General features: G+C 38.6%; 30 protein-coding genes. 11 read left to right on the top strand and 19 right to left on the bottom strand.

Annotation, left to right across the window (positions count from 1 at the left end; translation table 11 throughout):
- Positions 1–28: 28 nt before the first annotated feature.
- From QHT84_RS04990 to QHT84_RS04965, 6 genes are all read right to left on the bottom strand, one after another.
- Positions 29–301, bottom strand: a complete 273-nt coding sequence (locus QHT84_RS04990) for a heavy metal-binding domain-containing protein (RefSeq protein WP_283238452.1) — start codon at positions 299–301, stop codon at positions 29–31.
- Positions 302–319: 18 nt separating this feature from the next.
- Positions 320–865 (bottom strand): DUF3347 domain-containing protein, encoded by a 546-nt coding sequence (locus tag QHT84_RS04985; protein ID WP_283238451.1) that lies wholly within the window; start codon positions 863–865, stop codon positions 320–322.
- An 18-nt stretch (positions 866–883) separates the two neighbouring features.
- Positions 884–1717, bottom strand: coding sequence for a hypothetical protein (locus tag QHT84_RS04980; RefSeq protein WP_283238450.1), 834 nt, complete (start codon positions 1715–1717; stop codon positions 884–886).
- A 1-nt stretch (position 1718) separates the two neighbouring features.
- Entirely contained in the window at positions 1719–2237 is a 519-nt protein-coding gene (locus QHT84_RS04975; protein WP_283238449.1) for a heavy-metal-associated domain-containing protein, read from the bottom strand.
- A 3-nt stretch (positions 2238–2240) separates the two neighbouring features.
- Positions 2241–2711, bottom strand: coding sequence for a TlpA family protein disulfide reductase (locus tag QHT84_RS04970; RefSeq protein WP_283238448.1), 471 nt, complete (start codon positions 2709–2711; stop codon positions 2241–2243).
- Between the two features lie 225 nt (positions 2712–2936).
- Complete coding sequence (locus QHT84_RS04965) at positions 2937–3104, bottom strand: hypothetical protein (protein WP_283238447.1); 168 nt, start codon at positions 3102–3104, stop codon at positions 2937–2939.
- A 759-nt stretch (positions 3105–3863) separates the two neighbouring features.
- On the opposite strand from QHT84_RS04965, the gene QHT84_RS04960 reads away from it, so the two are divergent.
- From QHT84_RS04960 to QHT84_RS04945, 4 genes are all read left to right on the top strand, one after another.
- Positions 3864–4259 carry a hypothetical protein gene (locus QHT84_RS04960; RefSeq protein WP_283238446.1) on the top strand — a complete coding sequence of 132 codons (396 nt, stop codon included), beginning with the start codon at positions 3864–3866 and terminating at the stop codon, positions 4257–4259.
- Between the two features lie 306 nt (positions 4260–4565).
- On the top strand, positions 4566–5018 hold the full coding sequence (locus QHT84_RS04955; RefSeq protein WP_283238445.1) for a hypothetical protein: 453 nt from the start codon (positions 4566–4568) through the stop codon (positions 5016–5018).
- 157 nt (positions 5019–5175) lie between these two features.
- The gene (locus QHT84_RS04950) at positions 5176–5550 is read left to right on the top strand and encodes a hypothetical protein (protein ID WP_283238444.1); all 375 of its coding nucleotides are present in this window, start codon (positions 5176–5178) and stop codon (positions 5548–5550) included.
- Between the two features lie 686 nt (positions 5551–6236).
- Positions 6237–6677, top strand: a complete 441-nt coding sequence (locus tag QHT84_RS04945) for a hypothetical protein (protein ID WP_283238443.1) — start codon at positions 6237–6239, stop codon at positions 6675–6677.
- Positions 6678–7217: 540 nt separating this feature from the next.
- Here QHT84_RS04945 and QHT84_RS04940 read toward each other — a convergent pair.
- From QHT84_RS04940 to QHT84_RS04915, 6 genes are all read right to left on the bottom strand, one after another.
- On the bottom strand, positions 7218–7724 hold the full coding sequence (locus QHT84_RS04940; RefSeq protein WP_283238442.1) for a nuclear transport factor 2 family protein: 507 nt from the start codon (positions 7722–7724) through the stop codon (positions 7218–7220).
- A gap of 7 nt (positions 7725–7731) precedes the next feature.
- Positions 7732–8436, bottom strand: coding sequence for a CPBP family intramembrane glutamic endopeptidase (locus QHT84_RS04935; RefSeq protein WP_283238441.1), 705 nt, complete (start codon positions 8434–8436; stop codon positions 7732–7734).
- 11 nt (positions 8437–8447) lie between these two features.
- Positions 8448–9194 (bottom strand): LytR/AlgR family response regulator transcription factor, encoded by a 747-nt coding sequence (locus QHT84_RS04930; protein WP_283238440.1) that lies wholly within the window; start codon positions 9192–9194, stop codon positions 8448–8450.
- Complete coding sequence (locus tag QHT84_RS04925) at positions 9191–10939, bottom strand: tetratricopeptide repeat-containing sensor histidine kinase (protein ID WP_283238439.1); 1749 nt, start codon at positions 10937–10939, stop codon at positions 9191–9193. The genes QHT84_RS04930 and QHT84_RS04925 overlap by 4 nt, the downstream gene beginning before the upstream one ends.
- 3 nt (positions 10940–10942) lie before the next feature.
- On the bottom strand, positions 10943–11206 hold the full coding sequence (locus QHT84_RS04920) for a hypothetical protein (RefSeq protein WP_283238438.1): 264 nt from the start codon (positions 11204–11206) through the stop codon (positions 10943–10945).
- A gap of 269 nt (positions 11207–11475) precedes the next feature.
- Positions 11476–11874 carry a hypothetical protein gene (locus tag QHT84_RS04915; protein WP_283238437.1) on the bottom strand — a complete coding sequence of 133 codons (399 nt, stop codon included), beginning with the start codon at positions 11872–11874 and terminating at the stop codon, positions 11476–11478.
- Between the two features lie 334 nt (positions 11875–12208).
- On the opposite strand from QHT84_RS04915, the gene QHT84_RS04910 reads away from it, so the two are divergent.
- The 5 genes from QHT84_RS04910 (at position 12209) to QHT84_RS04890 (ending at position 17391) form a co-directional block, all read left to right on the top strand.
- Positions 12209–13396: a T9SS type A sorting domain-containing protein gene (locus tag QHT84_RS04910; RefSeq protein WP_283238436.1), complete on the top strand. Its 1188-nt coding sequence runs from the start codon at positions 12209–12211 to the stop codon at positions 13394–13396.
- Positions 13397–13421: 25 nt separating this feature from the next.
- Positions 13422–13844, top strand: coding sequence for a hypothetical protein (locus QHT84_RS04905; RefSeq protein ID WP_283238435.1), 423 nt, complete (start codon positions 13422–13424; stop codon positions 13842–13844).
- Between the two features lie 125 nt (positions 13845–13969).
- Positions 13970–15661 carry a T9SS type A sorting domain-containing protein gene (locus QHT84_RS04900; RefSeq protein WP_283238434.1) on the top strand — a complete coding sequence of 564 codons (1692 nt, stop codon included), beginning with the start codon at positions 13970–13972 and terminating at the stop codon, positions 15659–15661.
- Between the two features lie 40 nt (positions 15662–15701).
- Positions 15702–16880 carry a helix-turn-helix domain-containing protein gene (locus QHT84_RS04895; protein WP_283238433.1) on the top strand — a complete coding sequence of 393 codons (1179 nt, stop codon included), beginning with the start codon at positions 15702–15704 and terminating at the stop codon, positions 16878–16880.
- Between the two features lie 40 nt (positions 16881–16920).
- Entirely contained in the window at positions 16921–17391 is a 471-nt protein-coding gene (locus tag QHT84_RS04890) for a RidA family protein (RefSeq protein WP_283238432.1), read from the top strand.
- Here QHT84_RS04890 and QHT84_RS04885 read toward each other — a convergent pair.
- Positions 17388–17969 (bottom strand): Crp/Fnr family transcriptional regulator, encoded by a 582-nt coding sequence (locus tag QHT84_RS04885; RefSeq protein WP_283238431.1) that lies wholly within the window; start codon positions 17967–17969, stop codon positions 17388–17390. The two genes, QHT84_RS04890 and QHT84_RS04885, sit on opposite strands and share 4 nt — an antisense overlap.
- Before the next feature lie 121 nt (positions 17970–18090).
- Between QHT84_RS04885 and QHT84_RS04880 the strand changes: the two genes are divergently transcribed.
- A complete protein-coding gene (locus QHT84_RS04880) occupies positions 18091–18555 on the top strand; it encodes a DoxX family protein (RefSeq protein WP_283238430.1) in 465 nt (154 codons plus the stop codon).
- Entirely contained in the window at positions 18545–19177 is a 633-nt protein-coding gene (locus QHT84_RS04875; protein ID WP_283238429.1) for a hypothetical protein, read from the top strand. The genes QHT84_RS04880 and QHT84_RS04875 overlap by 11 nt, the downstream gene beginning before the upstream one ends.
- A 351-nt stretch (positions 19178–19528) precedes the next feature.
- Here the strand turns inward: QHT84_RS04875 and QHT84_RS04870 are convergent, their stop codons facing one another.
- From QHT84_RS04870 to QHT84_RS04845, 6 genes are all read right to left on the bottom strand, one after another.
- Complete coding sequence (locus QHT84_RS04870; RefSeq protein ID WP_283238428.1) at positions 19529–19948, bottom strand: hypothetical protein; 420 nt, start codon at positions 19946–19948, stop codon at positions 19529–19531.
- Entirely contained in the window at positions 19945–20349 is a 405-nt protein-coding gene (locus QHT84_RS04865) for a GreA/GreB family elongation factor (protein ID WP_283238427.1), read from the bottom strand. The genes QHT84_RS04870 and QHT84_RS04865 overlap by 4 nt, the downstream gene beginning before the upstream one ends.
- A 26-nt stretch (positions 20350–20375) precedes the next feature.
- Positions 20376–21650, bottom strand: a complete 1275-nt coding sequence (locus QHT84_RS04860) for a Glu/Leu/Phe/Val family dehydrogenase (protein ID WP_283238426.1) — start codon at positions 21648–21650, stop codon at positions 20376–20378.
- 7 nt (positions 21651–21657) lie between these two features.
- A complete protein-coding gene (locus QHT84_RS04855; RefSeq protein ID WP_283238425.1) occupies positions 21658–21885 on the bottom strand; it encodes a hypothetical protein in 228 nt (75 codons plus the stop codon).
- A 171-nt stretch (positions 21886–22056) separates the two neighbouring features.
- On the bottom strand, positions 22057–23394 hold the full coding sequence (locus QHT84_RS04850; RefSeq protein WP_283238424.1) for a sigma-54-dependent transcriptional regulator: 1338 nt from the start codon (positions 23392–23394) through the stop codon (positions 22057–22059).
- Positions 23391–24494, bottom strand: coding sequence for a sensor histidine kinase (locus QHT84_RS04845; RefSeq protein ID WP_283238423.1), 1104 nt, complete (start codon positions 24492–24494; stop codon positions 23391–23393). Before QHT84_RS04845 ends, QHT84_RS04850 begins: the two co-directional genes overlap by 4 nt.
- Positions 24495–24602 lie beyond the last annotated feature (108 nt).

The raw sequence follows: 24602 nt of genomic DNA, 5'->3' as shown, positions 1-24602 counted from the left end.
ATAAAGTATCCGAAACCGAACAATGTATTTATTTCGTTACCGGTTCGGTAAGCTCCATACCGCACTTCGAACACGCTTCTCCTTTTTTGCCTTGCACCTCAGGGTGCATCGGACAAGCATACAACGCCATGGCATCTTTATTTACGGCATTTGATCCCGTTACCGTTGTGGTGTCTTTGGAAATCACAATGGAATCTGAATGATGTTCGTGGCCGACATGGTGTTCGGCATTGTCGGTTTTGGGTTTACAAGAAACCAATGTTAATACTGCTACAGCAGCAATATAAAAAATATTTTTCATGGTAGTACTCTTTACCGTTTATCCAAACGTTTCTTTAATTTTACCGCAAGTAAGCATTTGCGCTCCGTAATACGGATTCTTAATGTCTTTGCTTTCACTAATCCAAACGGAGCCTCCTTCATACATCGGACAAAAGTCGAGATACAATTTTTGGCCAGCGCCGAAGGTAGTAATCAACTCCTGCATACTTTTGCTTAACTCTTGAAACGCTTTTCTTTGTTTGTCCGACTTTCCGGCCGAAGCTGTAATAATTTGAGTTTGCTTTTGCGCCTGCTGAATGATGGCCTGCCATTTGGCTTTTTGGGTAGCCGATAAACCCTCGGGAGTCACTTCATCTAAGGTTTTGGACAAAGCAACTCCGAATTGTGCGGCACCTTTGAAATCGCTTTTCACTAAAGCATTTTTAATTTTCAAATAGCCGTTAACAATCTCATTCGTAGAGAATGAAGTTTGGGTAATAACAATCGAATGGTTTGGTTTGAAACCATAGGTATCGCTTTGGCCTTTTCCAAAGGATAAAAAGCCAAATGCCAGCGTAGTAATGGAAAAAAAAGTTGTTTTCATGATTATTTTGTTTCAAAGTTAATCATTTTTTTGGTTACCTCTTAGGCTAAAGAAGGTATATTGAAGATTCAGATAGAACCCGTTTGGTGCCGAGCGCAACATGGAGCTGTACAATTCTTGTTTGTAAGCCAAATCAATTCGGGCCTGACTGTTAAGGATAAATTGTACCGAGGGAACGATATCCAAAAAAGATCTTTGATTTTCGGTTAAGGTTTGTCCCATAAACTCCAACATAAAATTGATATTGGTTTGCTTGTAATCGGAATAACGCTTTGGATACATTAACTTCCCTACTGATAAGGTATAATTGAATGCTACATCACTTTGAGTATCCGGAAAAGGATAATCCGGCTTATTGTCTAAGGCCTTTTCAACACTGACTGATGAACTGATGGCTACTTTCTGAATCAGTTGGGTAGCCACCATCCCGAATTCAAAACCCGAATTATGTCCCATGGTTTCAATCTCTTCCTGATGAATATCGGCGTTGTTAAAACTATAGCGTCCAAAGGCAGCCATGCGGAAATGACTGTGCAAATCATCGGTAGAGAGAAAACGGTATTTGGCATACAACGACCCCCCTTCGGTTTTTAATTCGCTGCTGGTACTGTTCCGATTACTGATAAACCCGGAAACTCTTAGCATCAAATTCTTGTCAACGCCCCAAGTAATTTCGGGCATCATGTGATAATTATAACCTTCTTTATATTGTTCTTTCATCAAAGACTCACCCAATTTAATTCCTACAGAACCGGCAGGAACATTACTCGCGGGCTCAGTAACCACAAATAACTCTTGTGCTCGAACAGCATAGGTTAGTAAAATGAAAATAGAAATAAAAACAGCCCTCATCTTACATCATTTTTACATGAAACGTTTTCGCATCACCGGCAGCATATGTAGGGTATTTAGACAAGGCTTTGGCCGTTTTTTTATACTCCTTTGGCGTGATAAAACCTTTGTCCATTACTTTTACGGCAACCTCCTCTTTTCCCGGATTGGTTTTTTGATCCAGAAAAACATACGTAGAACCTTCCGGAGTAATCGCCACACTATTCTCCCATTTCGAATGATTAAGGGTTAGGGTAACAATCATGGAACCTACAAAGAATCCGGCCTTTTCCACCTTTTGCTTTAGGATAAGCGGCGTAATTTGGTTTTCCTTTTTTAGGTGTACCGTAAAGGTATTTGTGTTCAAATCGGTGCTCACACGTTCTACCTCGGGGAGGGTTTTCAATTGCTTATTAATCGCATTGGAACACATAGAACAGGTTAAACCGGTAGCCATTATTTCTACCTTAGTGATTTGAGCGTAAGATGCTATTGTGGTAAAAAATACCAAAAGCATCACAAACATTAATTTAGTTTTCATTTTTTATTTAGAGTTTAAAAGATTACGAATGTCCTGCAGCGTTGGATTTACAGCTATTAATGTACCTGCCCTGTCAAAAAGGAATGAAGCCGGCAGTTGCTCTACACCGAAATATACTGCAGTGGTAGCATCAAACCCGTTGGGGTCATGGAATTGCGGGTAATTGATTTTATCTTTCTCAATCGCCTTTATCCATTTCTCGGTATCGGTATCCAAGGAGATGCCAACAATGGTAAAATCTGTTACGTCATAGCTGTTTTGCAACGCAACCAGTTCTTTGTTTTTCTTTCTGCACGGGGCACACCATGAAGCCCAAAAGTCGATAAGCACATAGCTCCCTTTACCGGCAGCAATCGTATCTTTCACCCCATCAGGATTATTTAAAACCAGAGACGGCAGCGTGTCTCCCAATTTGATTTGAGCGGAAAGACTTAAAGAAAGCGTCAGCAGTAACAACAGTATACTTTTTTTCATTGTTCAGGAAATTAATTCTAACCCTGCAAAGTACCGGGATTACGCCCGATTGGCTTTTGCACAATTCCTGAAATGATGTGTAAAATTTTCTAACCGTTTGATGCTGAAAGCAAATAAAAAAAGAAGATCCTCAACAATAACAACCGATGACAAAACGAAGTTGCTACACAGTACGCGGAGCGTGTGTGCTTTGAAGGAATGCTGTACTTAATAGGGTGCTTTTTTTTATGGGTAGGTAATCACCGCTCCCGAACTCAGCTCGTATTCCGACTTTGTGGCAGTGGCAGCTGCATCGGTTTGCAACAGCCAGCGGTTGTTTTCATAGCGCAATCGGGTACAAAACCTCCCGTATAAAGTGCCTACAACCGTATCTTTTTGGACAATCTCCAACAAAAAAACCGTAATCGGTAATGGTGCGGAACGCGTCTAGATGGCGCTTTGCCATTTTAAAAGCAATCGCAAATGCGGTTGGTTTTGAGTTACGGATTGAAAATAATGCTCATAAAAAGCGCGAATCGCTTTTTGCCCGGCAACAGCACTTGTAGGATTTGATGCTTTAACTCAGCGTTTCCCATCGCCGGAACTCTCTTTTTAAACTCAATCCTATTTAAAAAATAATGGACCGTTAGCGTTGGAATTTTTGCTGTAAAGTTGGCTTTGAAAAAGTTGCACAAAAAATATGGCACAAAATAAATTGTGCAGAAAATTTTGTGCAGCAAAATTTTTGGAAAACGTAGCCGGAAAAAGAACGCCCGAAAAAAGTTGTAACAAAAAATTTTGTTACAAAAGTTTTAAAATCTGAAGACAGGCAAAGTTTGTATAAAATGGAAACCTAAAATGAAACAGAAAAGGAAATGGAAACGGAAGAGGTTTGTGGTTACTTAGCGCGCTAATGTAATTCAACATTAAACGCCAAATTATAACAGCTTTTTCAAGCTATTGCTGGTTTTATTTTGTCTGTGATCACGAAAAACGTTTATCTTTAACATAAATAATCAGCTCGTTGGCATCGCAACAGTCGTGAAGCCGCGTAACGTTAGCTGTAATTTTATGAACATCGCTGATTAATCAATGAGGATATATTTTACAATTTTGGTTTCGCTTGCTTTAATTTGCTGCAATGACAAAGTAAAACAATTCAACTATTTTGAAATGAGTTACAGCAATGGTTGGCAGGGCGAGTATTCATTTGCAATAAAAAATAATCGCGAGTATTATATAGAAAACCAAGGAAGAATTTTAAAAGGGAAATTGTCTGAGAAAGAATTTAGAGAACTTTTTAATCAAATTTTTAAAATTAAAAACGCAAACTTAAAGTCGAACAAAAACTGTTGTGATGGAGATTCATTTTCTTTAATTATAAATATAGATTCCGACATTACAAAAATTGTTCAGCAAATGAAAGTAGATGATAGAATTATTCAATTGTCAAAAATTGTAAAAAAGAAATTTTATCATGTTTCCAATAAAGCGTCAGACTCTTTGTATAATTTTAAAACAAAATCTGACGTAATTGACCAGCCTAAATTAATATCAATTCCCCATTAGAGCTAAAGCTAACAGTGGTTATCAGCTATAGCTGGAATTTCTTAAATTGTAATCCGGTTTTTACGTAAAAAATCATCTTAGCAAAAAGTAGGCAGTTCGTTGGATTCGTTACAGAATGATAGCCAAAAACGTTAGCAGTAATTATAAAAAATGACAACATTGAAAAAGATAATCTACTACATTATACTAATCACACTCATTTACTTTATTTATTGTATATCAATGTATTCGACCGGTAAATTTTTAAAAACCATTTGGTTAAGTACATTTCTTTTACTACTCTTTGGTACTCTTATAGTAATAATAATGAAGAAATTAACAAATTTAAATTATTTAAAAATTTCAGTTTCTACATTAGTAATAAATACAATATTAGTATCGTATAAATTATATTCTCCAAAAATAGAAATAACTGTTCCAAAAAATTTTGAAGGCCAAGTAAACCTAGTACTATCAAATACTGAGAATAATATCCTTAAAATTGATAAAAATGGAATAGGTTATATAAATAAGTTTACTTACGATAAAATATATAAAAAACCATTAGTAAAGGAAACAGACGGCAATGAAATAACACATCATTGCATAGGGTATAACCCAACAACTTTTTACGCAGTCGGAACATATTATCTAAACAAAAATGACTCAGTAAAAACATTACAATTTGAGATAATTCATGATGGGAAAGAAAGAAGAAATTTTTTTGAATTTAATGACATAAGAAATAAGCTTGACAAAAAATTATTATATGAATTTTAAAATAGCCGCTACCAATATGGGTATGGCAAAATAGGGGTTCCCTTGGATCAATTTTATTCATTACTTGTACCAAGTTTCGGTTTTCATATTTCCCTACTTCGCCAAACACTAGCTGTTATGCGAAAGTTATTAACATCTTATCCCAAAAAACAAATACTTGAATAAGCCTGACAAAAAAATAAAAGAATTGAATATCATAATGATAGTTTATACTATCGTAATTTTATATTCATTGTACAGTAGTCTGAGAAGACAAGACTATCTTAGCCGTGAGTATAGTTTTACTGTTGCCAAAACAATAAAATATGAATTCAATAAAGGATGGAAGAATTGTATAAAATATAAGTATTATGTGAACAACAAAAAATTTGAAGGTTGTCTGACTATCGACTCAGAAAAAAAATGTTCTATTGGTAAGTTTTATAAAGTAAGATTCTCCAAAATAAAACCTGACATCAGCGAAATATACGTGAATGAGGAGATTATTGATTCTGCGGAAATTTCTAATGCAGGCTTTGATTTCAAAAAGTAGTTTTAAAAATTGAAGTCTTAGAAAGTACCCCTCACATATCAACAGTTTGGTGAAATGGCCACACTCAATTTTCTGGACGGAAAATGGGAAGTCGAGCTTTTGCTATCTTTACAACAAATCCGCTAATTGTCGCCACTGACTGCAAGCTTCGAAACGTTCGCAGAAAGTTTAGCCGAACCTAACGAAAATAAATGAAAACAAACTAAGGCATAATTAAATAATCTCTAGATTTAACTTATTAATTTTCGTATTTAAATCATATTGTTGAGATAAAATTAAGAATATAAATACATAATAATAAATGAGAAATTTTATTGCTATTTTAATAACTTTTGTTCCTGTCATTCTTTTAAACGTATATTTTTTTTACAGTAAAGAGCAAAATGATGGTATAAATTGGAATCATTCTTTTATCAGTGCAATAGTATTTGCTGTAAGTTATTCTTTTGCTAATCATTACAGAAAAACGAAAAAATAAAATAAATTGTTTGATATAAAACCTGCCGCTAACAGCTGTTTCACGTAACTGCCGGTTCCTTTGTTCCCTTAACGATTTTTCTTTACAAGAAAACGCTATCTTTAACAGAAAATAATCAGTTCGCTGGCTTCACAACTGTCGCAAAGCCGCAGTACGTTTAGTGGTTATTTTTCGAAAATGCTCAAATACAACTATAATCCGGAAAGAAATGTTAGGAAACTGGAAAGGTTCATACTGCTATGAAAATGACAGAATTCGGAAAATAATCGGTTACGATCAAACCGAATTTGAAATAGTCATTGAAGAATTTGATGGAAAAACCTTTAGTGGAAAAGTTACCGACGATGAAAAGTCGGGTGGAATGAAAGAGACGGGCAAAATTATTGGCAGAATAGAAAATGACGAAATTTACTTTGAAAAATCAATGCCTAAAAATTGCCAAATAATTAATATTAATGGTGATAGAAAGTATTCAGAAAAAAGTCATCCCATAATTTATTATTCCGGAAAGTTCTCTGACAACGGAAACGGTTTTGAAGGAAATTGGAAATTTAAGAAAAGGCTCGGATTTCTATTTTATGTAATTCCAATAATTTATAGTCCCGGAAAAGGAACATGGAAAATGGAACCAAAAGAACTGCCAATATAAGCGGTATGCAGTACTAGTTGCATTTGATTTATGTAACTGAAAAATCGAAAGCAGAGCCTTATACTATCATTATACCGAATCAATTAACTATGCTACTGCTGCAAGAAACGGCACTTTGTAACTCAGCGTTTCCCATCGCCGGAACTTTCTTTTTAAACTAAATCCTATTTAAAAAATAATGGACCGTTAGCGTTAAATTTTTTTTTTTGTTGTAAAGTTCGCTTTGAAAAAGTTGCACAAAAAATATGACACAAAACAAATTGTGCAGAAAATTTTGTGCAGCAGAGTCTTTGGAAACCTTAACCGGAAAAAGCCGGAAAAAGAACGCCCGAAAAAGTTGTAACAAAAAATTTTGTTACAAAAGTTTTAAAATCTGAAGACCGGCAAAGTTTGTATAAAATTTTCTAACCGTTTGATGCTGAAAGCAAATAAAAAAAGAAGATCCTCAACAATAATACCCGATGACAAAACGAAGTTGCTACACAGTACGCGGAGCGTGTGTGCTTTACAGGAATGCTGTACTTAATAGGGTGCTTTTTTTTATGGGTAGGTAATCACCGCTCCCGAACTCAGCTCGTATTCCGACTTTGTGGCAGTGGTAGCCGCATCGGTTTGCAACAGCCAGCGGTTGTTTTCATAGCGCAATCGGGTACAAAACCGCCCGTATAAAGTGCCTACAACCGTATCTTTTTGGACAATCTCCAACAAGAAACAACCGTAATCGGTAATGGTATTGAACTCATCTTGGTGGCGCTTTGCCATTTTAAAAGACAATCGCAATTGCTGTTGGTTTTGAGTTACGGATTGAAAATAGTGTTCATAAAAAGCGCGAATCGCTTTTTGCCCGGTAACAGCGCTTGTAGGCTGATTATCGTATAAATTGATGATATGGGCATCGACAGTATACAACTTCGCAATCTGTTCCGGTTGCAGCTCGGCATAGGCGCGCGAAAAATCGCGATACAGTTCATCCGCCGAAGACAAATTGCTTTGCGCTACAACCAAAGACGAAAGCAGCACCGCCAAAAATAAAAGGGTATTTCTCATAAACTGTTTAAAACAAATGCGTCCACCAACGACTCACCCATTCGTAATACTCCAAACGGCCGGTGTACGCCAGGGTTATAAATAAGGTATCCACCAAACCGTGAAGAAGGATGGTAATCCATAAATTATAATGAAAACGAATGTAAATGAGTCCGATTAAAACCCCGAAGCAAAAGGTAAAGGCAACACCACTCCAACCCATATACAAATGCGGCACCGCAAAAAGAACTGAGCTCAACAGCACGGTAAGCGGCAACGTGTATTTGGATTGAGGCAACAGGATGGCCAACTGTTGGAATAAAAAACCCCGATATAAAATCTCTTCTCCAAAAGCGGCACTAATCCAAGTGTAAAGCAGGTACTTTTGGTACATTTGCGTATTGCCTTTCAAGATTTCAAAACCACCGTAATCGGGCGGACTGTTGGTTATCCAATTGGTGAACGGTTGGAGGACAAAATCAACAAAAGGCTCAACCACTAAAAACAAACCCACGGCAATGAGCAACACCTTTGGTAGAGAATACCGCGAGTGGAATCCCAATTCGGTCAATCGGTTGTATTGTCCGTAAGAGATGAGCAACACAGCCGCAATCAAAATCACAAACGTATACGGAAATTTGGTCCACGGATTAAACACAAAAGCATTCAGTGCCAAAATAGAGAGTAAAGCCCAAATCTTGCCGTAAATACTATGTAAAAATGCAGTATTCATAAAGTGTTCTTTTATCGGTTCAACCATCTTTTAAATTCTCCCGAGTTGTCGATACTCACCACTACATCAAACTCGGTGGCGGGTTTGAGTTCCAATTTCACGCGGCTCTTCGACCAAACAATCATTTGCTGAATACTGTCGAAGCCCACTATTACTTGTCGATTAATCCTAAAAAAGTGGTTTGGATCTACTTTATGCTCTACACTTTCCAGCGATTGGTCTAAAAGATACTTTTCGCCGGTTTTGGTCACTAACTTTACATACCGCCCTTCCGACAAAAAATAAGCCACTTGATCGATGAGTATGCTTTTAATTTTTTGTCCCGACACTACCATAAAGCGTTCCTGAAATGTAGGTTTATCGATAATCGTTTCCAGTAATTTCTTAACATCGAATGCGGTTTTTCCGGTTTGTGATTTGAATTTATCCAGGGCAAACTGCAAATCCTCTTCCGAAAATGGTTTCAAAAGATAATCCACACTGTTGAGTTTAAAAGCCCGTATGGCATACTGATTATAAGCCGTTGTAAAAATAATAGGCGCGGTTACCTTGACTTTATCAAAGATGGAAAAACATATATCATCGCCTAAATGAATATCCATAAAAATCAAATCGGGTTGTTGCTCCGACAACCAGTCTATTGCCTTTTTCACATTGTCGATAATCTTCACGATTTCAACAGTCGGATCTATTTTTTGAATCATGGCCACCAAGTTATCTGAAGCCAACTTTTCGTCTTCAATAATAATTACTTTCATTCTCTTTCTTCTTTTATAATGGGTAATTCTACCACAAACTGATCGTTTCTGATTTCAAAAACAGGACGGAGTGCGGTAATGTACTTGTATCGAGAGATAATGTTTTTCAAACCGGTTTTAGTCGAATCTTCCACATAATTCCGTTGCTGTAAATTGTTGGTAATGCGCAGAAAGTCTTCGGTGTTGCTGATGCTGATAAACAAAGGAGCTTCGGAAGAAATCACATTGTGTTTTACCGCATTTTCAATCACCATTTGCAACGAAAAAGGCGGTAAAAAATAAGCCATGACCTTCGAATCAATTTGAATATCGATAATCAAGTTATCGTGAAAACGCATTTTTTGAAGTTGCAAATAGGCATTCACGTGTTGTAATTCTTCGGATAAAGTAATCAAATGTCGGTCTTTTAATTCCAGTGTATTTCTGAATATTTTGGAAAATAAATTGGTAAACGCTAATGCTTTTTGCTGATCGGTAGTAATTAAAGATGCCAAAGCATTAAGGGAATTAAACAAAAAATGAGGGCTCACTTGGTTTTTCAGCGTTTCAAACTGTACCAAAATATTTTCGTTCTCCAACTGGAGGTTTTGCTGGGCCAAAGCGTCTTTTTCCTGACTCAACAATTGGTTGGCCTTTTGCTTTAATTTGTAGTTTCGATACAAAATAAAAATCAACACCAAACACAACACGGTAATGAGTGCCAATATATACCTCCACGCTTCGTTCCGCTTCATTTCGGTGTCTTGCAATTTTTTTTGAACCTTAAGCAGTTCAATTTCTTTCGATTTCAAATCGTTTTCAAACTTAGCTTCCAATTCGGCTGTAGCTTGTAATTTGTCCTCCGAATTGATAGTATTGGTGATTACCATTAATGAATCACTGTAAACTGTTGCTAACTCAAAGTCACCTCTCTTTTTGAGCCATTCATAATATTCAATATAATAGGCTTGGATATAATACGGTGTTTTTAAATCTCTGGCTGTTTTTCCACAAATGTCCAAATACTTTTTTGATTCGTTTAAACGATTCAAATCAGTATATATATCTGACAGCGCTAAAGTAACTATAGCTAAAGTTCTTTTACTGCCTGATTTTTTTTGGTAATCGAGAGCTTTTAGACTGTAATATTCCGCTCTCTTCAGGTCTTTCAGTTCACTGTAAGCGGATGACATGTTATGGTAATTGATAGCCAAACTATTGTAATTCCCGGATTTAATTAAATGTGGTATCGCTTTTTTATAATATTCAATGGCTGCTTTGTAATTTCCGCTATGGTCATTTGCTACACCCAGGTTTACATAGATATCTTTTAAATTATTATAGTCGGCAGGATTGGTTAACTTTAAGGAAGTATTCAAATATTGAAGGGCTTTGGTATAATTTTCCATATTCAACTCCACAGTGGCTAAATTACCAAGACTAATAATTTTTCCTTCATTAGATTTAAGTGAGTCAAACAAATGGTAAGCTTTCATGTGAAACTTGAGTGCTTGATCATTATTTCCGCGACAAGTTTCCGTAATACCCCTTACCAATAAGAGCAAACCAACATCTATCGGACGTTTTTTCTTTCGGGCAATAACCAACATAGAATCGGCCATTTTGGCTACCGGTCCGGGCGCGTCAAAAGCCACCCTGTTGAGAGAATCAATGGTATTTCGGAAAGCATCTCCTTTTCGGATTTGTCCCCAAAAAAGGAATGGAATCAAAAGAAATAAAAAGGCATATCGTAAAGGTTGTTTCATCTATCAAGTATTGAGTTTTGCTTCGCTTCCCAAAGTATCACCGGCTGTGATGCATTCCATTTCGGTTATGTATTTTATCTGATACCCCATAAAAGTAATCCAATCCGACACTGATTTGGCGCCTGAAGATTGAAATTCAGTTCGACAGTCCAAACGCTGTTTCCACTTCGGTACTTCATTTTCTATGTTAACTGTCGTGATTACTCTGACAGCTTGCTGAGGATAGAACTCGGTATCCAAGTTGTTTCGTTGAACCACACTTCTCATATAAATAAATTTAGTACTCTATAAAAATAAGTAAAAAAATGGTTGTCCTGACTTCTCTCCACTTCGGCTCAATAACAAGTTGTCCTATTGATAACAAAGCTAATCGATACGATACCGCCAAGGACTTATAATTGTAATGAAAGACTATTTTAGTGTCATCAAAGAAACCAGGGTTGTATTAAATCGAAAAAAGACCAAAAAAAAAACTCCGCTGGTGCGGAGCAAAAAATTACTTTTTTAACCTAAACAAATTTCTTTCTGATTTGAAATCAATAAATTAAACCTTTCTGCTGAAAATTGACTGTCATGGCTTCGTGATCCTGAGTAGTCAGCGATAAAATATATTCTTCTTCCTCATCCATGGTCAACTCAATCGTATTGTTTCCCAAACGATGGAACTGTTTCGCATAAACGACTCTGTCGCGTTTGTCTTTAACCAACACACTAACGGCTCCTTCTTTTTTCAGCGTAAATTGCAAGCTTACCGTAGCTTCTTGATGAGCTACCAATCCGAATTGTTGTTGTGACGCTTTATTGTTTTTAACATAAGGTTCGTCACTTTGATTTGAAGTTCCAATCGGTTTAATTTCAATCGGTTTCAAAGACTGTCCCTGCGCCAAGTGAGTCGCTGCCAAATTAAGCATCAGGACTAAAATTAACTGTTTCATTTTTTTTTTTTTTGATTTAATTGATGATTGTTTTTGTATATAAGATACTCGGCTGATTCAAAGTACATTATGGCAACAAATGTATTCCTATTCCGTAGGAGTCTTGTTATCAACTGTAATCAGAGAAACAGATTTTGTTGCGAAAGTGAATATTAGCGACATAAACAGCCTGCCGGGAAAAAGAGTGGTTTGAAGTGGTAATGCTACTAAAAAAGAGCACTTTAACAAAATATCCTTTTTCATGTAGTCATTTTTCACTCTCATTACATTAGCTGTCGTTGAAGTGACAAAGAGCCGGTACTTTTGAATCATCAAATCATTAAATCAAAAAATCATGAGCAAAGTAATCACTAAAACTATAGTAGCAATTGTGCTGCTGGTCTTTGGCAAAGCAAAGGCACAACAATGGGAATTGGTCACTTCACTGCCCGAAACCGAGTTCACTGCCATACATACGTTTAACGGTCGTTTATACGCTGCCACCGAAAATAAATTGTACGCCACTACTGACGGCAGTAATTGGCAAGTTGAAAATATTCATCCGGTGGCTATTACACCGAGCTGTATCACCGTTTACAACAATGTATTGTATGTAGGAACCATGGCCGACGGTGTCTATTTCAGAAACTTATCTTCGGGCGTGTGGCAACATGCTTTAATGGGATTACATATCAGCACTTTTACAGAGCACGAAGGTCGTTTGCACTTGTGTAGTCAGGGCTCGGGAGTATGGCGAAACATGTCGGGTACCTGGAACAACATGACCTATAATTTACCTACCTACTCTTACACTGTGAATAAGATTATTTCTCAGGATGGGAAATTACTGGCCTTTGCCGGAGCCAACGGTACCTTTTATCGATTTGATCCAACAACCCTCAAATGGATTGAAGACTATTATTCCAACGGTTACCAACCTGGACTATCTGCTGATGATGCCGTAAGTTATAACGGAACAATACTGATGGCCAGAGGCAATCGGTTACTGCGCTCAGAAGATACGGGAGACAATTGGATTTCCGATAACATCGGACTAATCAACGGTATCAGTCGGTTTTTATACCCGGGAGCGCAATACATGTATGCTTTGACATTAGATCCTTCCACCAACCATACTTATTTTCAAAAAAGAAATCTTACTTCGTCGAGCCAAACCTCATGGGGTAATTTCAATGAAGAGTTGCCGTTTTATTCCTATGCTATGGCCGAATTCAACAACAAAATGTATATCGCTTCCGGTCAGGGTGTTTTTGTAAAAGCAACCGGATCTTTAGGTGTAGAAAACCCAACACAATCGGTCAGAGTCACTTTGGCGCCCAATCCTACAGCTAACGGTATTATTTATTGCACCGCCGATTCCATTATCGACAAAATTGAAGTCTACGATACCAACGGCAGACGTATACTGACACAAAACGGGAGCTCCGCCAGCGAATCGGTAACGCTACCGTCTAAAGGATTGTTCCTGATAAAAATGGAAACGGAAGGACAAATCATTACCAAAAAAGCCATCGTACAATAACACCCATACCATGCTCTTCTCCCCAATGAAAACAAAAGCGGCGCTACTTTTTTATTCAGGTTTATTTTTATTGATGTTTCTGCCGGGTTGCTCCCACAAAGAGCAATTCCGGTATGAAAAAAAACAGTCGGTATTGATTCGCTCTCTCAGAGAGCAGATGTTTTTTGAATACAGTACCCCACTAAAAGAAACCATGAAAATATACATGGAGCTCGAATTAGCCAACCATCCGAATCTGCAATTACCCCTCGAAAAAATTTACCAAACAGAGCAAAAATTAAAAACTGAAAAGCCACAATTGGGTTGCTACTATCAAACGTTTCAAGGATTTGACAGAGACAAAAAACTGTATATAATTATGGATTGGAATAACAAGGACGGCGTAATTATTCGCTTTTTTACCAACTCCAATCAAATCATCGACATCCTACCCGATTATACCTTTTAAAGTTTCGGAAAACGAAAATCGATTCCGTTAATAAATCACTAAAACTAGTCTCAATGGATGCATTGAGACCTTAAAAATAAAATCACTGCATTTATTTGCAGCATTAACTTTTAAAAAAATATACTATGAAAAGAAAAACGTCTCTTTTTATTTTTCTGGCAACAATGCAATGCTTTTTTAGTATCGTTGCCGCACAAACCACACAATGGGCCGGATCCTATGGAGGCAATGGTGAAGATGTAGCGGTGAGTATTTACACCGATGCTGCCGGAAATACGTATACCACCGGATATTTCAGCAATTTTTGCGATTTCGACATTACCGATGGCACTTCAGTTATCGAACACGGGAATGATTTTGAAATTTTTGTGGCGAAATACAACCATATTGGCGAATTGCAATGGGCCAAAAATATTGGCGGGCCAAATGGTGAAAACGGTACTGCCATCACAGCCGATGCCGCCGGTAATGTTTATGTAACCGGTGTCTTTCAGGATGAAATGGACTTTGATCCGGGTGTTGGAGAGTTCTTAATGACTCCGGCCGGTTTTTTAGATACCTTTATATTAAAGTTAGATGCCAACGGCAACTTTGTTTGGGCGAAAAGCATTGCGGGTGTCGATTACGAGCAAGCCAATGGTATTGGCACAGACGGGGCAGGCAATGTTTACCTTGCCGGTTTTTTCTTTGCCACAGCCGATTTTGATCCGGGAGTGGCAGAGTTCAATATGACGCCGATAGGTTTTCATGATTGCTTTGCCCTGAAACTAAACAGCTCGGGGGAATTTGTTTGGGCCAAACAATGGGGCAGCACCAATTTCGACTTTGTTACAGGATTAAAAGTAACTGAAGCCGGAAACATGCATGTAATCGGAACCTTTTCGGGGGATATGGATGTAAATCCGGATCCTGCCGGTGAATTTATACTGTCTTTACCCACCAATTATGACGGTTGTTTCTTGGTCCAATTAGACACCAACGGAACCTTCGTAGAAGGAGTTAAAGTGGGGCATTCTAACTTTAGAATTTTCGGTTTTGGATTAGATATTGACAACCAAGGTGCTCGATTACTCTCGGGTTATTACGGTGGAATAGCCGAATTTTTAATGGCTGATGGTTCGACCACCAGCATAACAGCGTCCGACTTTTTTAACAGCTATGTTGTAAAAATCTTGGCCAACGGACAAATCGCTTGGGTAAAAGGCATAGATGCAACGGCCGGTTCCGAAGCATTCGGATTGGTTACTAACTCCCAAAACGAAGTATTTATCGGAGGCTTTTTTGACGGTACTTTAAACTCGGGGACACTTTCTCTAATCCAACAAAATACCCAAAATGCGCAGGAAAGTTACATGCTGAAATTAGACAGTAACGGAAATACAATGGCCGCTTATCAATTTGGAGGAGCCGATTTTATCGACGGATTTCCTATCGGAATCGATCAAAACGATAACGTATACCTTTCGACTGCATTCCAACATACGGTAGATATTAACCCTATGCCTAATGCGGTTTTTGAAATTACTTCTGTGAATCACCGAGACAATTTCTTAATCAAAATGGATAATACCGTCTTGTCTAACCCGGTTTTTGAACACCATGCGTTTACCATCTATCCGAATCCGGTTCAGGAATGGGTAACTATTAATGCTGATACTACGTTCGTAGGAACGGCCTATACGATAACCGATATGACAGGCCGAATTGTATTGTCGGGAAAATTAGACCACAATCAAACGATTCATTTGGCAGCGGTTCCTGCAGGAAGCTATATCATCACACTAGGTCAACACAGTAAAAAATTGATAAAAATATAAAGAGCCCCAAAAGGAATAAAGTCGGAAAAATAAAAAGGCTATGAAAATTTGGTATTTGATGATTGACTTTATTCTGATAGGAGGAATTTCGCTCCTGGCATTAATGATGGTATTTTTGGCCAAGGCCAAAAAAAACGGTAACTCCAAAATACTTATCCTCTTTTTTGCCGGAGCGTTGTTCTTCCTTCTTTATTATTATGCCTATCTTCATCGCCTCAGAATATTGGGAGCCATAGCTGTATTCTTTGGTCATGGGATAGGATTTTTATTCGGACCGCTACTGGTTTTTCAACTACGGTCGTGGATTTTTCCTTCCAAAAAGTGGCACAAAACGCTCTTACGGGAACTCATCCCCTATTTTGCGGTTTGGGCATTGGTAACCGTACCGCTTTCCTTCAGCATGGCCACTTCGCATCGCGAATTTGTACGTTGGTACGCTAATCATGATTACCTGATTAACATCCCTGAAAACATTTTCTTCTTCTTCTACCTCAACAAAGCCGCACGTTTTCTCAAACGCATACAAACCAACCTGCATCATTATTATTCTTCATTACAGAAACAAGATTTAACCTGGTACAAGCACCTGCTTTTGGGGTTGCAGGTTATAGTAATTCTAGACACATTGTGTACCATTTATGAACTGTTTTTTCCGGTTATCCCTTGGAATATAGGTACCCTAATTGCTTTTGGCTTTGTCCTGTTGTTTTCGTATTTGGGCTACAAAGGCATGTTTCAATCTCAAATTCTGTTGCCTGATTATTTACTGGAAACACTGCGGGAAGAGAACCATCAACTTTTTGTGGGGAGGAATGAGGTAAAAAAGAAAAGTGCATACTTAGAGGGCTATTCCCAAGAACAAATTGAAGCGCTTAAAGAAAAATTATACCACATACTCGAACACAAAAAACCCTACCTCAATGAGTCGCTCAGTCTAACTGATTTGGCGGAAGAGATGAATATTTCGCCCAAAAAATTATCTTCTTTGCTCAACCAACATTTACAAGTATCCTTTTACAATTTAATCAATGAATATCGTTTAAAGGAAGTTTTGGAGCGTATGTTCTTGCCTGAATTTGAAAAATACACCTTGGTCGGATTGGCCAATGAATGCGGTTTTCAATCAAAAGCCACATTTAATCGTATCTTTAAACAAAAAACAGGGCAATCGCCTTCAGATTATAAACATCATTTTTTACAACGAGAAATAACGATTTGAAAATAACATAAGGACCGAAAACCAAACTACTTTCAAAACCATGAATCTGATTTCTAAACTTCAAAAACTGGGGTTGACTCTATCCGAAGTAAGTCGTCCCGGCGGCAATTACCAATCTGTTAACATCAGAGGAAACATCGCTTATGTCGCTATCCAATTTCCCATATTGGGAGAAAAATACCTCTTTCAAGGCCGACTGGGAGAACAAATCACCACGGAGCATGGTTACGAAGCCATGAAATACTGTGCCTTAAATGTACTTTCTCAAATTGAAACCAAAATTGGATTTGACAAAGTGATGGGACTAAACCATATCGAGGCTTATTATCAATCTACAACCGATTGGGATGATGGTCCGATAGTCGTTAATGGCGCTTCCGATTTATTTCAAATGGTTTTGGAAGAAAAAGGCACTCACAGTCGCACCATACTCGGAGTGGCCGGTTTACCGCGAAACTTTGCTGTAGGTTTAACGTGTTCCTTTACCTTATATCCTACTGACAACCTTTAAGGCTTTAACAGTTTCTTCCGCAGTCGACTCAAAAACTCCGGAGAAAACCCCAAATATGAAGCAATCCATCGCTGGGTTAACCGTTGATGAATTTCGGGATACTTGGCAATAAAAGCCAGGTATCTTTCCTCTCCGGTCATCGACAAATTGGTCAAAACGCGGTGTTGGAAGCCGGCAAAAGCATTTTGAGTAATCGTCAAAAAGTAATACTGAAGACCGGGATATTGCCGGTACAAATCCTGAATCGCTTCATACCCAAACTCATACACTACCGCATCATCCAAAGCTTGTACATTCAACAAGGCTTCTTTCCCGTACAAATAAGAATAAATATCACTAATCCACCATCCTTCGAAGGCAAACTGTATCAAGTGTTCTTCGCCTTTGGTATCAATAAAATAAGCGATGACCGTACCCGAAGCTACAAAATGGGTTTTGCGCGCCACGCTGCCGTTGTAAATTAAATACTGTCCCTTTTTATACGTTCTGACAGTAGCTTTAGCCAAGATCCCCTCAACCATCTCGGATGACACGGTAATGTGTCGCTCTAAACTTGCTTTGAATACGTCTTTATCCATATGCCGATTGATGTAGGTCAACGCTTTTACTTGATTGACTTCATTGCTCTACTTCTCAAATGTATGAAAATTTGCAGGGATAAATAACATCATACTTGGTATTAATTTAAAGACAACTAAAATGAAAAAAGCAACTTTTTTAAACAACCCAAGCAATAGCCAATTTTTCGATAACGGAGCCTTGCTATTACTGAGATTAACCCTGGCGGTGGTTATCTTTCCGCACGGAGCGCAATTATTGTTAGGATGGTTTGGCGGCTTCGGCTACACCGAAACCATGAAATACTTTACCACGGTGGCAAACCTGCCTTATTTGATTGGAATGCTTGTGATTGGTATCCAATTTTTCGGGACTCTCATGCTGCTGTTAGGTATCGCCGTTCGACTCAATGCACTGGCGATGTTTACCATCTTTATCGGAATGATTGTAACTAGTCATTTAGAACACGGATTTTTCATGAATTGGTTCGGAAACCAAAAAGGGGAAGGTTACGAATACCACTTGTTAGTATTGGGTATAACGCTAGCTCTAATGCTAAAAGGAGGTGGTCGTTATACGATTGCCAAAGCAAAAAATGAAGCCTAAAATGAAACCTTTTGAAACGTTGAAAACGATAGCTGTATGGTTGTGTTTCTCGCATCAGGTTTTAGCCCAATCGATTCCCGTTGAAGTTTTCAGCGGGCATTGGGCTTATCGTTACCAACACAACTTTTCAGGTCAAATCAACCATCGGCTGGGCATATCGCATTCGAGTACACTTTTGGAAAGTTATACAGAAAAAGAAACCGAAATCATGACGCAATCCTATCTCATGCTTTCTCTTGGAAAAAATGTGAAGCTAGGATTGGGTACCTTTTATGCCTCAGTACCGGGATTTTCGCCTTCCCTTAATCTGCAATTTATGCAAAAGAAATCCAACTGGATGTGGATTATTGTACCGCGCATAGATCTCAAGGAAAAGCCTTCATACGATGTTATGGCAATGTTGGAATACCGACCGCAGCTTTCTCAAACGTTAAGGCTTTACACTCGAATTCAACTGATGGAAAACTTCACGGGTTCAATACACAATAGAGGGTATAACCATATCAGAGTTGGTATCGATCTGAAAAAAATACAACTAGGTTTGGCATCGGGATTAGAATCTTATGGCAAAAAATACGAAGTCCGGGATAATTACGGTTTGTTCTTCCGGTCCGAGCTTTAAAATTCAACCGGAAAAGGAGCCCTATTTTGAATTCTAGGGATGATTGGATTAGGGCCGACTAAACGGTTTTCCATGGAAATAGAGTGATTACCTTCTGAAAATCGTAACGCGACTCATAAATAACCTGAAGCAAAAAATAGGAATGTGCCGCAGATAATGAAACAATCGTAAAACAAAGCAAACCTGTTCCGGATTACTCCGATTATAAATGAGGAAGACCTTGACTTCTTCCATTCTCATAAACACCGCTAATTTCTTTTGTCACAAAGTAAGTTATGTAGTGTACCGGAAACAGGTTGCATTGCAGGCAAACAGTACTTATATGCCGTTATTGTAATTTCCCTGAATTTATCAACTGTTTTTGGTGGAATGTATCACGGAAAGGAGTTTCTTTTTCAGTTTTCGATACTGCAAAAAATGCTTTTCAATTTTTTCCCTGAAATCCAAATGATTGCTCATATAAAACTGGTCGCATTGCATATCATCACATTCCGAATACCCTTCAAACTGTAATGTAAGATGTTGCAATCGGTCTTCAAAAACCGTTGTGGCTTGTTGAAGTTGTGAGAGCTTTCCGAGAATATTGCGGTATTTGGAAGGTTTATGAACCTTTGATTCCTGCAATATCAAAGTAAATAAGTTATTGCAAAAAGCCATCTCAACTTTGGCAATCGCCAATTCCGATTTCCAGTAGCGCAAGTCGCGCTCCACAAAAATCTGCTCCAAATTGACCAAACACAATTTTTGTGTTGCTTCATCAAACTGCATCATGACAAGTCATTTTTAGGCTGTTCTACTTCAATAATGGATATGGTTCGGGTACCCGATGGAAATTGCCATTCAATTTCATCGCCTTTAGCATAACCGAATAACGCTAATCCCATGGGGGATAACAATGAAAGTCGCTTTTGAGAGATATCGCTTTCTTCGGGTGATACAATCTTAAAACGTTTCAAGCTCATTTCGGGCATGCGAAAAATAACGGTTGAATTTAAACGCACTACATCATCCGGCATATCTAATTCAGGCTTGAGTTCAGCCACTCTTAATTCGTTTTGCAACTTTCGTATGGCTGTTTTCTGTTCGGCATCATTCAAATACTCGGCTCCTGCCAATATTTTTTTTACCTTTTCGTATTCTCTTTTTTCGACTACTAATTTCCCGTATCTCATGTTTCTCTCTTTAAATTATGTACTGATTATGGAAAAATTCCGCGTTGTTTATAGGCTGTCTCAATACGACTGATGGCCAATATATAGGCCGCCGAACGCCAATCCAGGTCTTCTTCCTTGGCGATGTTAGCTACCTTTTTGAAAACCTCAGTCAGTTTTCGTTCCAATTTATCCATCACTTCATCCATAGTCCAAATCTCTCCGTTTCTGTTCTGAAGCCATTCGAAATAACTACCGATAACACCCCCGGAATTGCATAATATATCCGGAATTATCGCTATGTTTCGATCCCGTAAAATGCGTTCCCCTTCCACATCGGTTGGTCCGTTAGCGCCTTCTGCCACTAACTCGGCTTTTATGGCATAAGCATTATCAGCCGTAATTTGATTTCCTAAAGCAGCCGGGATTAATACATCACAAGACAATCCCATAAAATCCTCGGCCGGCATTTCAACAGCACCCGAAAAACCTTTTATAGAACCTTGTAATGGTTTACTGTGTTCACGTAAATTCTCAGCATCAATTCCGTCTTGGTTGTACAGAGTAGCATGAGCATCCTGAACCGCTAATAAGACTGCGCCGTCCTGGGTTAAAAAGTGTGATACCCAATAACCAACATTACCGTAGCCTTGTACAATAAAGGTTTTTCCTTTCAGATTTTCGTTCTTGTTTTGGTACCACAATTTAATGGTTAGGTACACACCATACCCCGTAGAGCGATCTCTTCCCTCGAGTCCGCCGGTTCCGACCGGTTTTCCGGTAACAACATGTTTATGACACGATCTTTCGGCAGCCGGTTTGGTCGACATGTAAGTATCTGCAATCCAAGCCATGGTTTGCTCATTCGTATTGACATCGGGTGCCGGAATATCGTACTCCGGACCTATATTTTCGCCTAAGGCATACGTAAAACGACGACTGATACGTTCGAGTTCGGCCATCGAATACTCTCGGGGATTCAATTGTATTCCCCCTTTGGCTCCCCCGTAAGGCAAACCGGCCAATGCTGTTTTCCAAGTCATCCACATGGCTAAAGCCTTAGCATCCTCTATATCCAGCGTAGGATGATAACGCAATCCGCCTTTGTATGGTCCGAGAACATTGTTGTGCTGAACCCGGTAACCGGTAAATATCTTAACGGTGCCATTGTCTAATTTCACCGGAAAATGCACAACAATTTCATTGGTCGTAGCTTCTAAAATTTTTCGGATGTTTTGGTCTAAGTTGATGTTGTCCGCTATTTGATTAAATTGTCGCATAACGGTATCATACATGCTGCTTTTTACAACTGTTGTATTCATATTAAAATTAATAATAGTGTTCGCAAAATACTTTATGGTTTTCTTTCCAATAACAATCACGCCATTGTTCACAATTGCAGCACAATCCCAAAAGCGGAATATTAACCGGAGTAATGCGGTTTATGGGCGTTGATGGTATCGGGGTTTCTTCAACTTGATTCTTACCCTCATTGTGTTGAAGGTAAGAGATGTTTTTGTGTCTCTTAGTAACAGGCAGTTCTTCGGGTTTCATCATAATGCAATGTTTTAGCTATGCCCAGGAAGACAAAGGGCATGCCAGTACACAATACTAAAACATAACGCACTGATTTACAAATGACTAAAAGCAGAAAGTGTTTTCAGTGAGGAAAAACGGCCGGAGAATAGTACCCCAAGTGGGGAGAAACTACTCAAAAAAAATGAGGTTTCAGAGTAACTTTTGGCGTAAGGTTTTGCGGTCGATTTGAAGAATTGCTGCCGCTTTACTTTTATTCCCTTCCACCGCTGCCAATACTTTGAGAATATGGGCTTTTTCAATCTCTTTCAGGGGCAATAATGCTGTCGCTGTTTCAGGCAACTCGTATTTGAGGTAATTGGGTATTGTATCGATGTCTAAAGTTGTATCTCCCAAAATAATCATCCGCTGAATTACATTCTCGAGTTCACGAACATTACCCGGCCAACTGTATCGCACTAAAATTTCGATAGCTTTATCCGTGAGTGTTACGCCTACTTTGTTGTATTCGGCTCCGTATTTCTGCAACAATTGCTGCGCAATCGGAAGAATGTCTGCTTTTCGGTCTCGCAATGGCACAGTCTCAATTTGTACCACATTCAACCTATAATACAAATCTTCTCGGAAAGTTCCTTTTTGACATAAGGTGGTCAAATCAGCGTTGGTGGCCGATATAATTCGGACATCTACTTTTTGGGGCTTTTGCGCGCCTATCATGGTCACCTCCTTTTCTTGTAAAACCCTGAGCAATCGGGTTTGTACCGCGGGAGAAGCGGTACCGATTTCATCCAAAAACAAGGTGCCTCCTTGTGCCGCTTGAAATAAACCCGTTCGGTTTTCATGAGCACCGGTAAACGCCCCTTTGACATAGCCAAATAGTTCCGATTCCATCAAATGTTCCGGAATAGCTCCACAATTGACCGGTATAAATGGACGGTTCGCTCTGTTGCCCTGGTAGTGAATGGCTCTGGCGATTAACTCTTTACCGGTACCGCTTTCTCCTTGAATCAGTACTGTAGCGGTAAGGTCTTTCACTCTTTCTATCACATCCGTCATCTTCAAAAAAGACTCAGAAGATCCTACCATGCCGGCATAATGATGCTCTTTTGGGTGATATTTAGCGTCTGATTTGTTCGCTCTTTGCAGTGGGTTAGCAGCAGCCTTTTGCAGCATTTGCTTGATGGCTTTTTTAAATTCTTCTGCCGTAAACGGTTTAATCAAATAGTCCTGGGCTCCGGCTTTTACCGCATGCAATGCGCTTTCCACTGAAGGAAATCCGGTGATAACCAATTTAGGAATTGAAGGAAAATGTTCCTCTGCATATTTGAGCAATTCGATACCATTCATACCCGGCATCTGCAAATCGGTAATCAGCAAATCGATATTGGTTTCTTCCAAAACACCGATGGCTTCCGTTACCGAAGAGGCTTTATAGGTATGATAGTCTAACGACTTTAAATGGCGGCGCAACAACTCCAACATGTCGTAATTATCATCAACAATCAGTACATTTTCTTTATTCCATTTCATAATTCAGTAGCTAACGGAAGAACCACTGTAAAAACGGTTCCTCGAGGTTGGTTATCGCGAATCAAAATATCGCCGTGGTGACTTTTTACAATGCCGTGTACTACACTCAACCCTAATCCGGTTCCCTCGCCCAGGGGCTTTGTGGTAAAAAACGGTTCAAAAACCTTTGCTTTGATAACATCGGGAATACCCGGTCCTTCATCGGCTATGATTATGTAAAAAAAGTGTTTGTCCCGAGTAACTTTAATAACTATTGTACTGTTTTTTGGAGATACATAGAGCGCGTTCAGCAATAAATTAAACAGGATTTGAGAAAATTGTACCGAATCCAATCGGGCTTTGAGTTGATCATCTTCAAACTCCAAACGGTAAAAAACAGATTGTTTGGTAAACTTGTGCTCTACGAAAGACAGTACTTGCATAAGGGTCGATTTAATTTCAACCCATTCTGAAGTATGAGGCATTTCGCAGGAAAAAAACATCAGTTTCTTTACAATTTCACGTGAGTAAATGGCTGCACTTCGAATTTTTTGGACGTCTTGGGTACTTTCGTCATCCAATTTTTTTTCGGCTAACAATTCGGCATAGCCCAAAATGTTGCCCAAAGGCGTATTGATTTCATGGGCAATGCCGGCTGTAATTTCAGCCAATATCGACAACCGCTCTACCAATGCTGCATTTTTACGAACCACTGCCTCACGCTCTTTATTGAGATGACGCTCATAAAATGCGCCAACACTATTGGCCACTTCGGTTAATAACACCAACTCTTCTTTCAAAAAATGACTCTCAGTAAAAGCGGATTTCGGATAATGTACTTTGATGTAACCATAGTAGCTGCCATCAAGTGCATCCAAGCGGGATTCTAAAAAAATGGTTTCCTTGGGTAAAGTTCCTGTAATATTGTGATAGTCATCTAGACGAAGCTCAACGATTGCGTCATCAGAATAGTGAAACGCCTTTTGGACACTTAAACCAACGGCGTTTAGAATAGCATCTATAGGGCCTTCTTGTTGGTAAAGCAAATTGGAAATCTCATACAAACACTCCAATTCCTTAATGCGTTCCTTTAGCTTTTCCTTTATCGAACTCGGATTCATCACGGGATAGTTTTAGGATTGTGGCTTCAGATTTCAAAGGTAAGATTAAAAAGAATATTCGGTTCCCTTTTGTGATTTCTTTACAAAAATTAAAATATGAAATAGCCA

It is taken from the genome of Flavobacterium sedimenticola (assembly GCF_030053345.1).
In the GTDB taxonomy this organism is placed as follows: Bacteria; Bacteroidota; Bacteroidia; order Flavobacteriales; family Flavobacteriaceae; genus Flavobacterium; species Flavobacterium sedimenticola.
The sequence above is the reverse complement of the archived record's forward strand: the minus strand, read 5'-3'. Positions and strand labels throughout refer to the sequence as shown.

What these genes read in the sequence shown, in the direction of transcription:
- QHT84_RS04990 (WP_283238452.1), bottom strand. Translation starts at nt 301, where the DNA reads ATGAAAAATATTTTTTATATTGCTGCTGTAGCAGTATTAACATTGGTT.
- QHT84_RS04985 (WP_283238451.1), bottom strand. Translation starts at nt 865, where the DNA reads ATGAAAACAACTTTTTTTTCCATTACTACGCTGGCATTTGGCTTTTTA.
- QHT84_RS04980 (WP_283238450.1), bottom strand. Translation starts at nt 1,717, where the DNA reads ATGAGGGCTGTTTTTATTTCTATTTTCATTTTACTAACCTATGCTGTT.
- QHT84_RS04975 (WP_283238449.1), bottom strand. Translation starts at nt 2,237, where the DNA reads ATGAAAACTAAATTAATGTTTGTGATGCTTTTGGTATTTTTTACCACA.
- QHT84_RS04970 (WP_283238448.1), bottom strand. Translation starts at nt 2,711, where the DNA reads ATGAAAAAAAGTATACTGTTGTTACTGCTGACGCTTTCTTTAAGTCTT.
- QHT84_RS04960 (WP_283238446.1), top strand. Translation starts at nt 3,864, where the DNA reads ATGAGTTACAGCAATGGTTGGCAGGGCGAGTATTCATTTGCAATAAAA.
- QHT84_RS04955 (WP_283238445.1), top strand. Translation starts at nt 4,566, where the DNA reads ATGAAGAAATTAACAAATTTAAATTATTTAAAAATTTCAGTTTCTACA.
- QHT84_RS04945 (WP_283238443.1), top strand. Translation starts at nt 6,237, where the DNA reads ATGTTAGGAAACTGGAAAGGTTCATACTGCTATGAAAATGACAGAATT.
- QHT84_RS04940 (WP_283238442.1), bottom strand. Translation starts at nt 7,724, where the DNA reads ATGAGAAATACCCTTTTATTTTTGGCGGTGCTGCTTTCGTCTTTGGTT.
- QHT84_RS04935 (WP_283238441.1), bottom strand. Translation starts at nt 8,436, where the DNA reads ATGAATACTGCATTTTTACATAGTATTTACGGCAAGATTTGGGCTTTA.
- QHT84_RS04930 (WP_283238440.1), bottom strand. Translation starts at nt 9,194, where the DNA reads ATGAAAGTAATTATTATTGAAGACGAAAAGTTGGCTTCAGATAACTTG.
- QHT84_RS04925 (WP_283238439.1), bottom strand. Translation starts at nt 10,939, where the DNA reads ATGAAACAACCTTTACGATATGCCTTTTTATTTCTTTTGATTCCATTC.
- QHT84_RS04920 (WP_283238438.1), bottom strand. Translation starts at nt 11,206, where the DNA reads ATGAGAAGTGTGGTTCAACGAAACAACTTGGATACCGAGTTCTATCCT.
- QHT84_RS04915 (WP_283238437.1), bottom strand. Translation starts at nt 11,874, where the DNA reads ATGAAACAGTTAATTTTAGTCCTGATGCTTAATTTGGCAGCGACTCAC.
- QHT84_RS04910 (WP_283238436.1), top strand. Translation starts at nt 12,209, where the DNA reads ATGAGCAAAGTAATCACTAAAACTATAGTAGCAATTGTGCTGCTGGTC.
- QHT84_RS04905 (WP_283238435.1), top strand. Translation starts at nt 13,422, where the DNA reads ATGAAAACAAAAGCGGCGCTACTTTTTTATTCAGGTTTATTTTTATTG.
- QHT84_RS04900 (WP_283238434.1), top strand. Translation starts at nt 13,970, where the DNA reads ATGAAAAGAAAAACGTCTCTTTTTATTTTTCTGGCAACAATGCAATGC.
- QHT84_RS04895 (WP_283238433.1), top strand. Translation starts at nt 15,702, where the DNA reads ATGAAAATTTGGTATTTGATGATTGACTTTATTCTGATAGGAGGAATT.
- QHT84_RS04890 (WP_283238432.1), top strand. Translation starts at nt 16,921, where the DNA reads ATGAATCTGATTTCTAAACTTCAAAAACTGGGGTTGACTCTATCCGAA.
- QHT84_RS04885 (WP_283238431.1), bottom strand. Translation starts at nt 17,969, where the DNA reads ATGGATAAAGACGTATTCAAAGCAAGTTTAGAGCGACACATTACCGTG.
- QHT84_RS04880 (WP_283238430.1), top strand. Translation starts at nt 18,091, where the DNA reads ATGAAAAAAGCAACTTTTTTAAACAACCCAAGCAATAGCCAATTTTTC.
- QHT84_RS04875 (WP_283238429.1), top strand. Translation starts at nt 18,545, where the DNA reads ATGAAGCCTAAAATGAAACCTTTTGAAACGTTGAAAACGATAGCTGTA.
- QHT84_RS04870 (WP_283238428.1), bottom strand. Translation starts at nt 19,948, where the DNA reads ATGATGCAGTTTGATGAAGCAACACAAAAATTGTGTTTGGTCAATTTG.
- QHT84_RS04865 (WP_283238427.1), bottom strand. Translation starts at nt 20,349, where the DNA reads ATGAGATACGGGAAATTAGTAGTCGAAAAAAGAGAATACGAAAAGGTA.
- QHT84_RS04860 (WP_283238426.1), bottom strand. Translation starts at nt 21,650, where the DNA reads ATGAATACAACAGTTGTAAAAAGCAGCATGTATGATACCGTTATGCGA.
- QHT84_RS04855 (WP_283238425.1), bottom strand. Translation starts at nt 21,885, where the DNA reads ATGATGAAACCCGAAGAACTGCCTGTTACTAAGAGACACAAAAACATC.
- QHT84_RS04850 (WP_283238424.1), bottom strand. Translation starts at nt 23,394, where the DNA reads ATGAAATGGAATAAAGAAAATGTACTGATTGTTGATGATAATTACGAC.
- QHT84_RS04845 (WP_283238423.1), bottom strand. Translation starts at nt 24,494, where the DNA reads ATGAATCCGAGTTCGATAAAGGAAAAGCTAAAGGAACGCATTAAGGAA.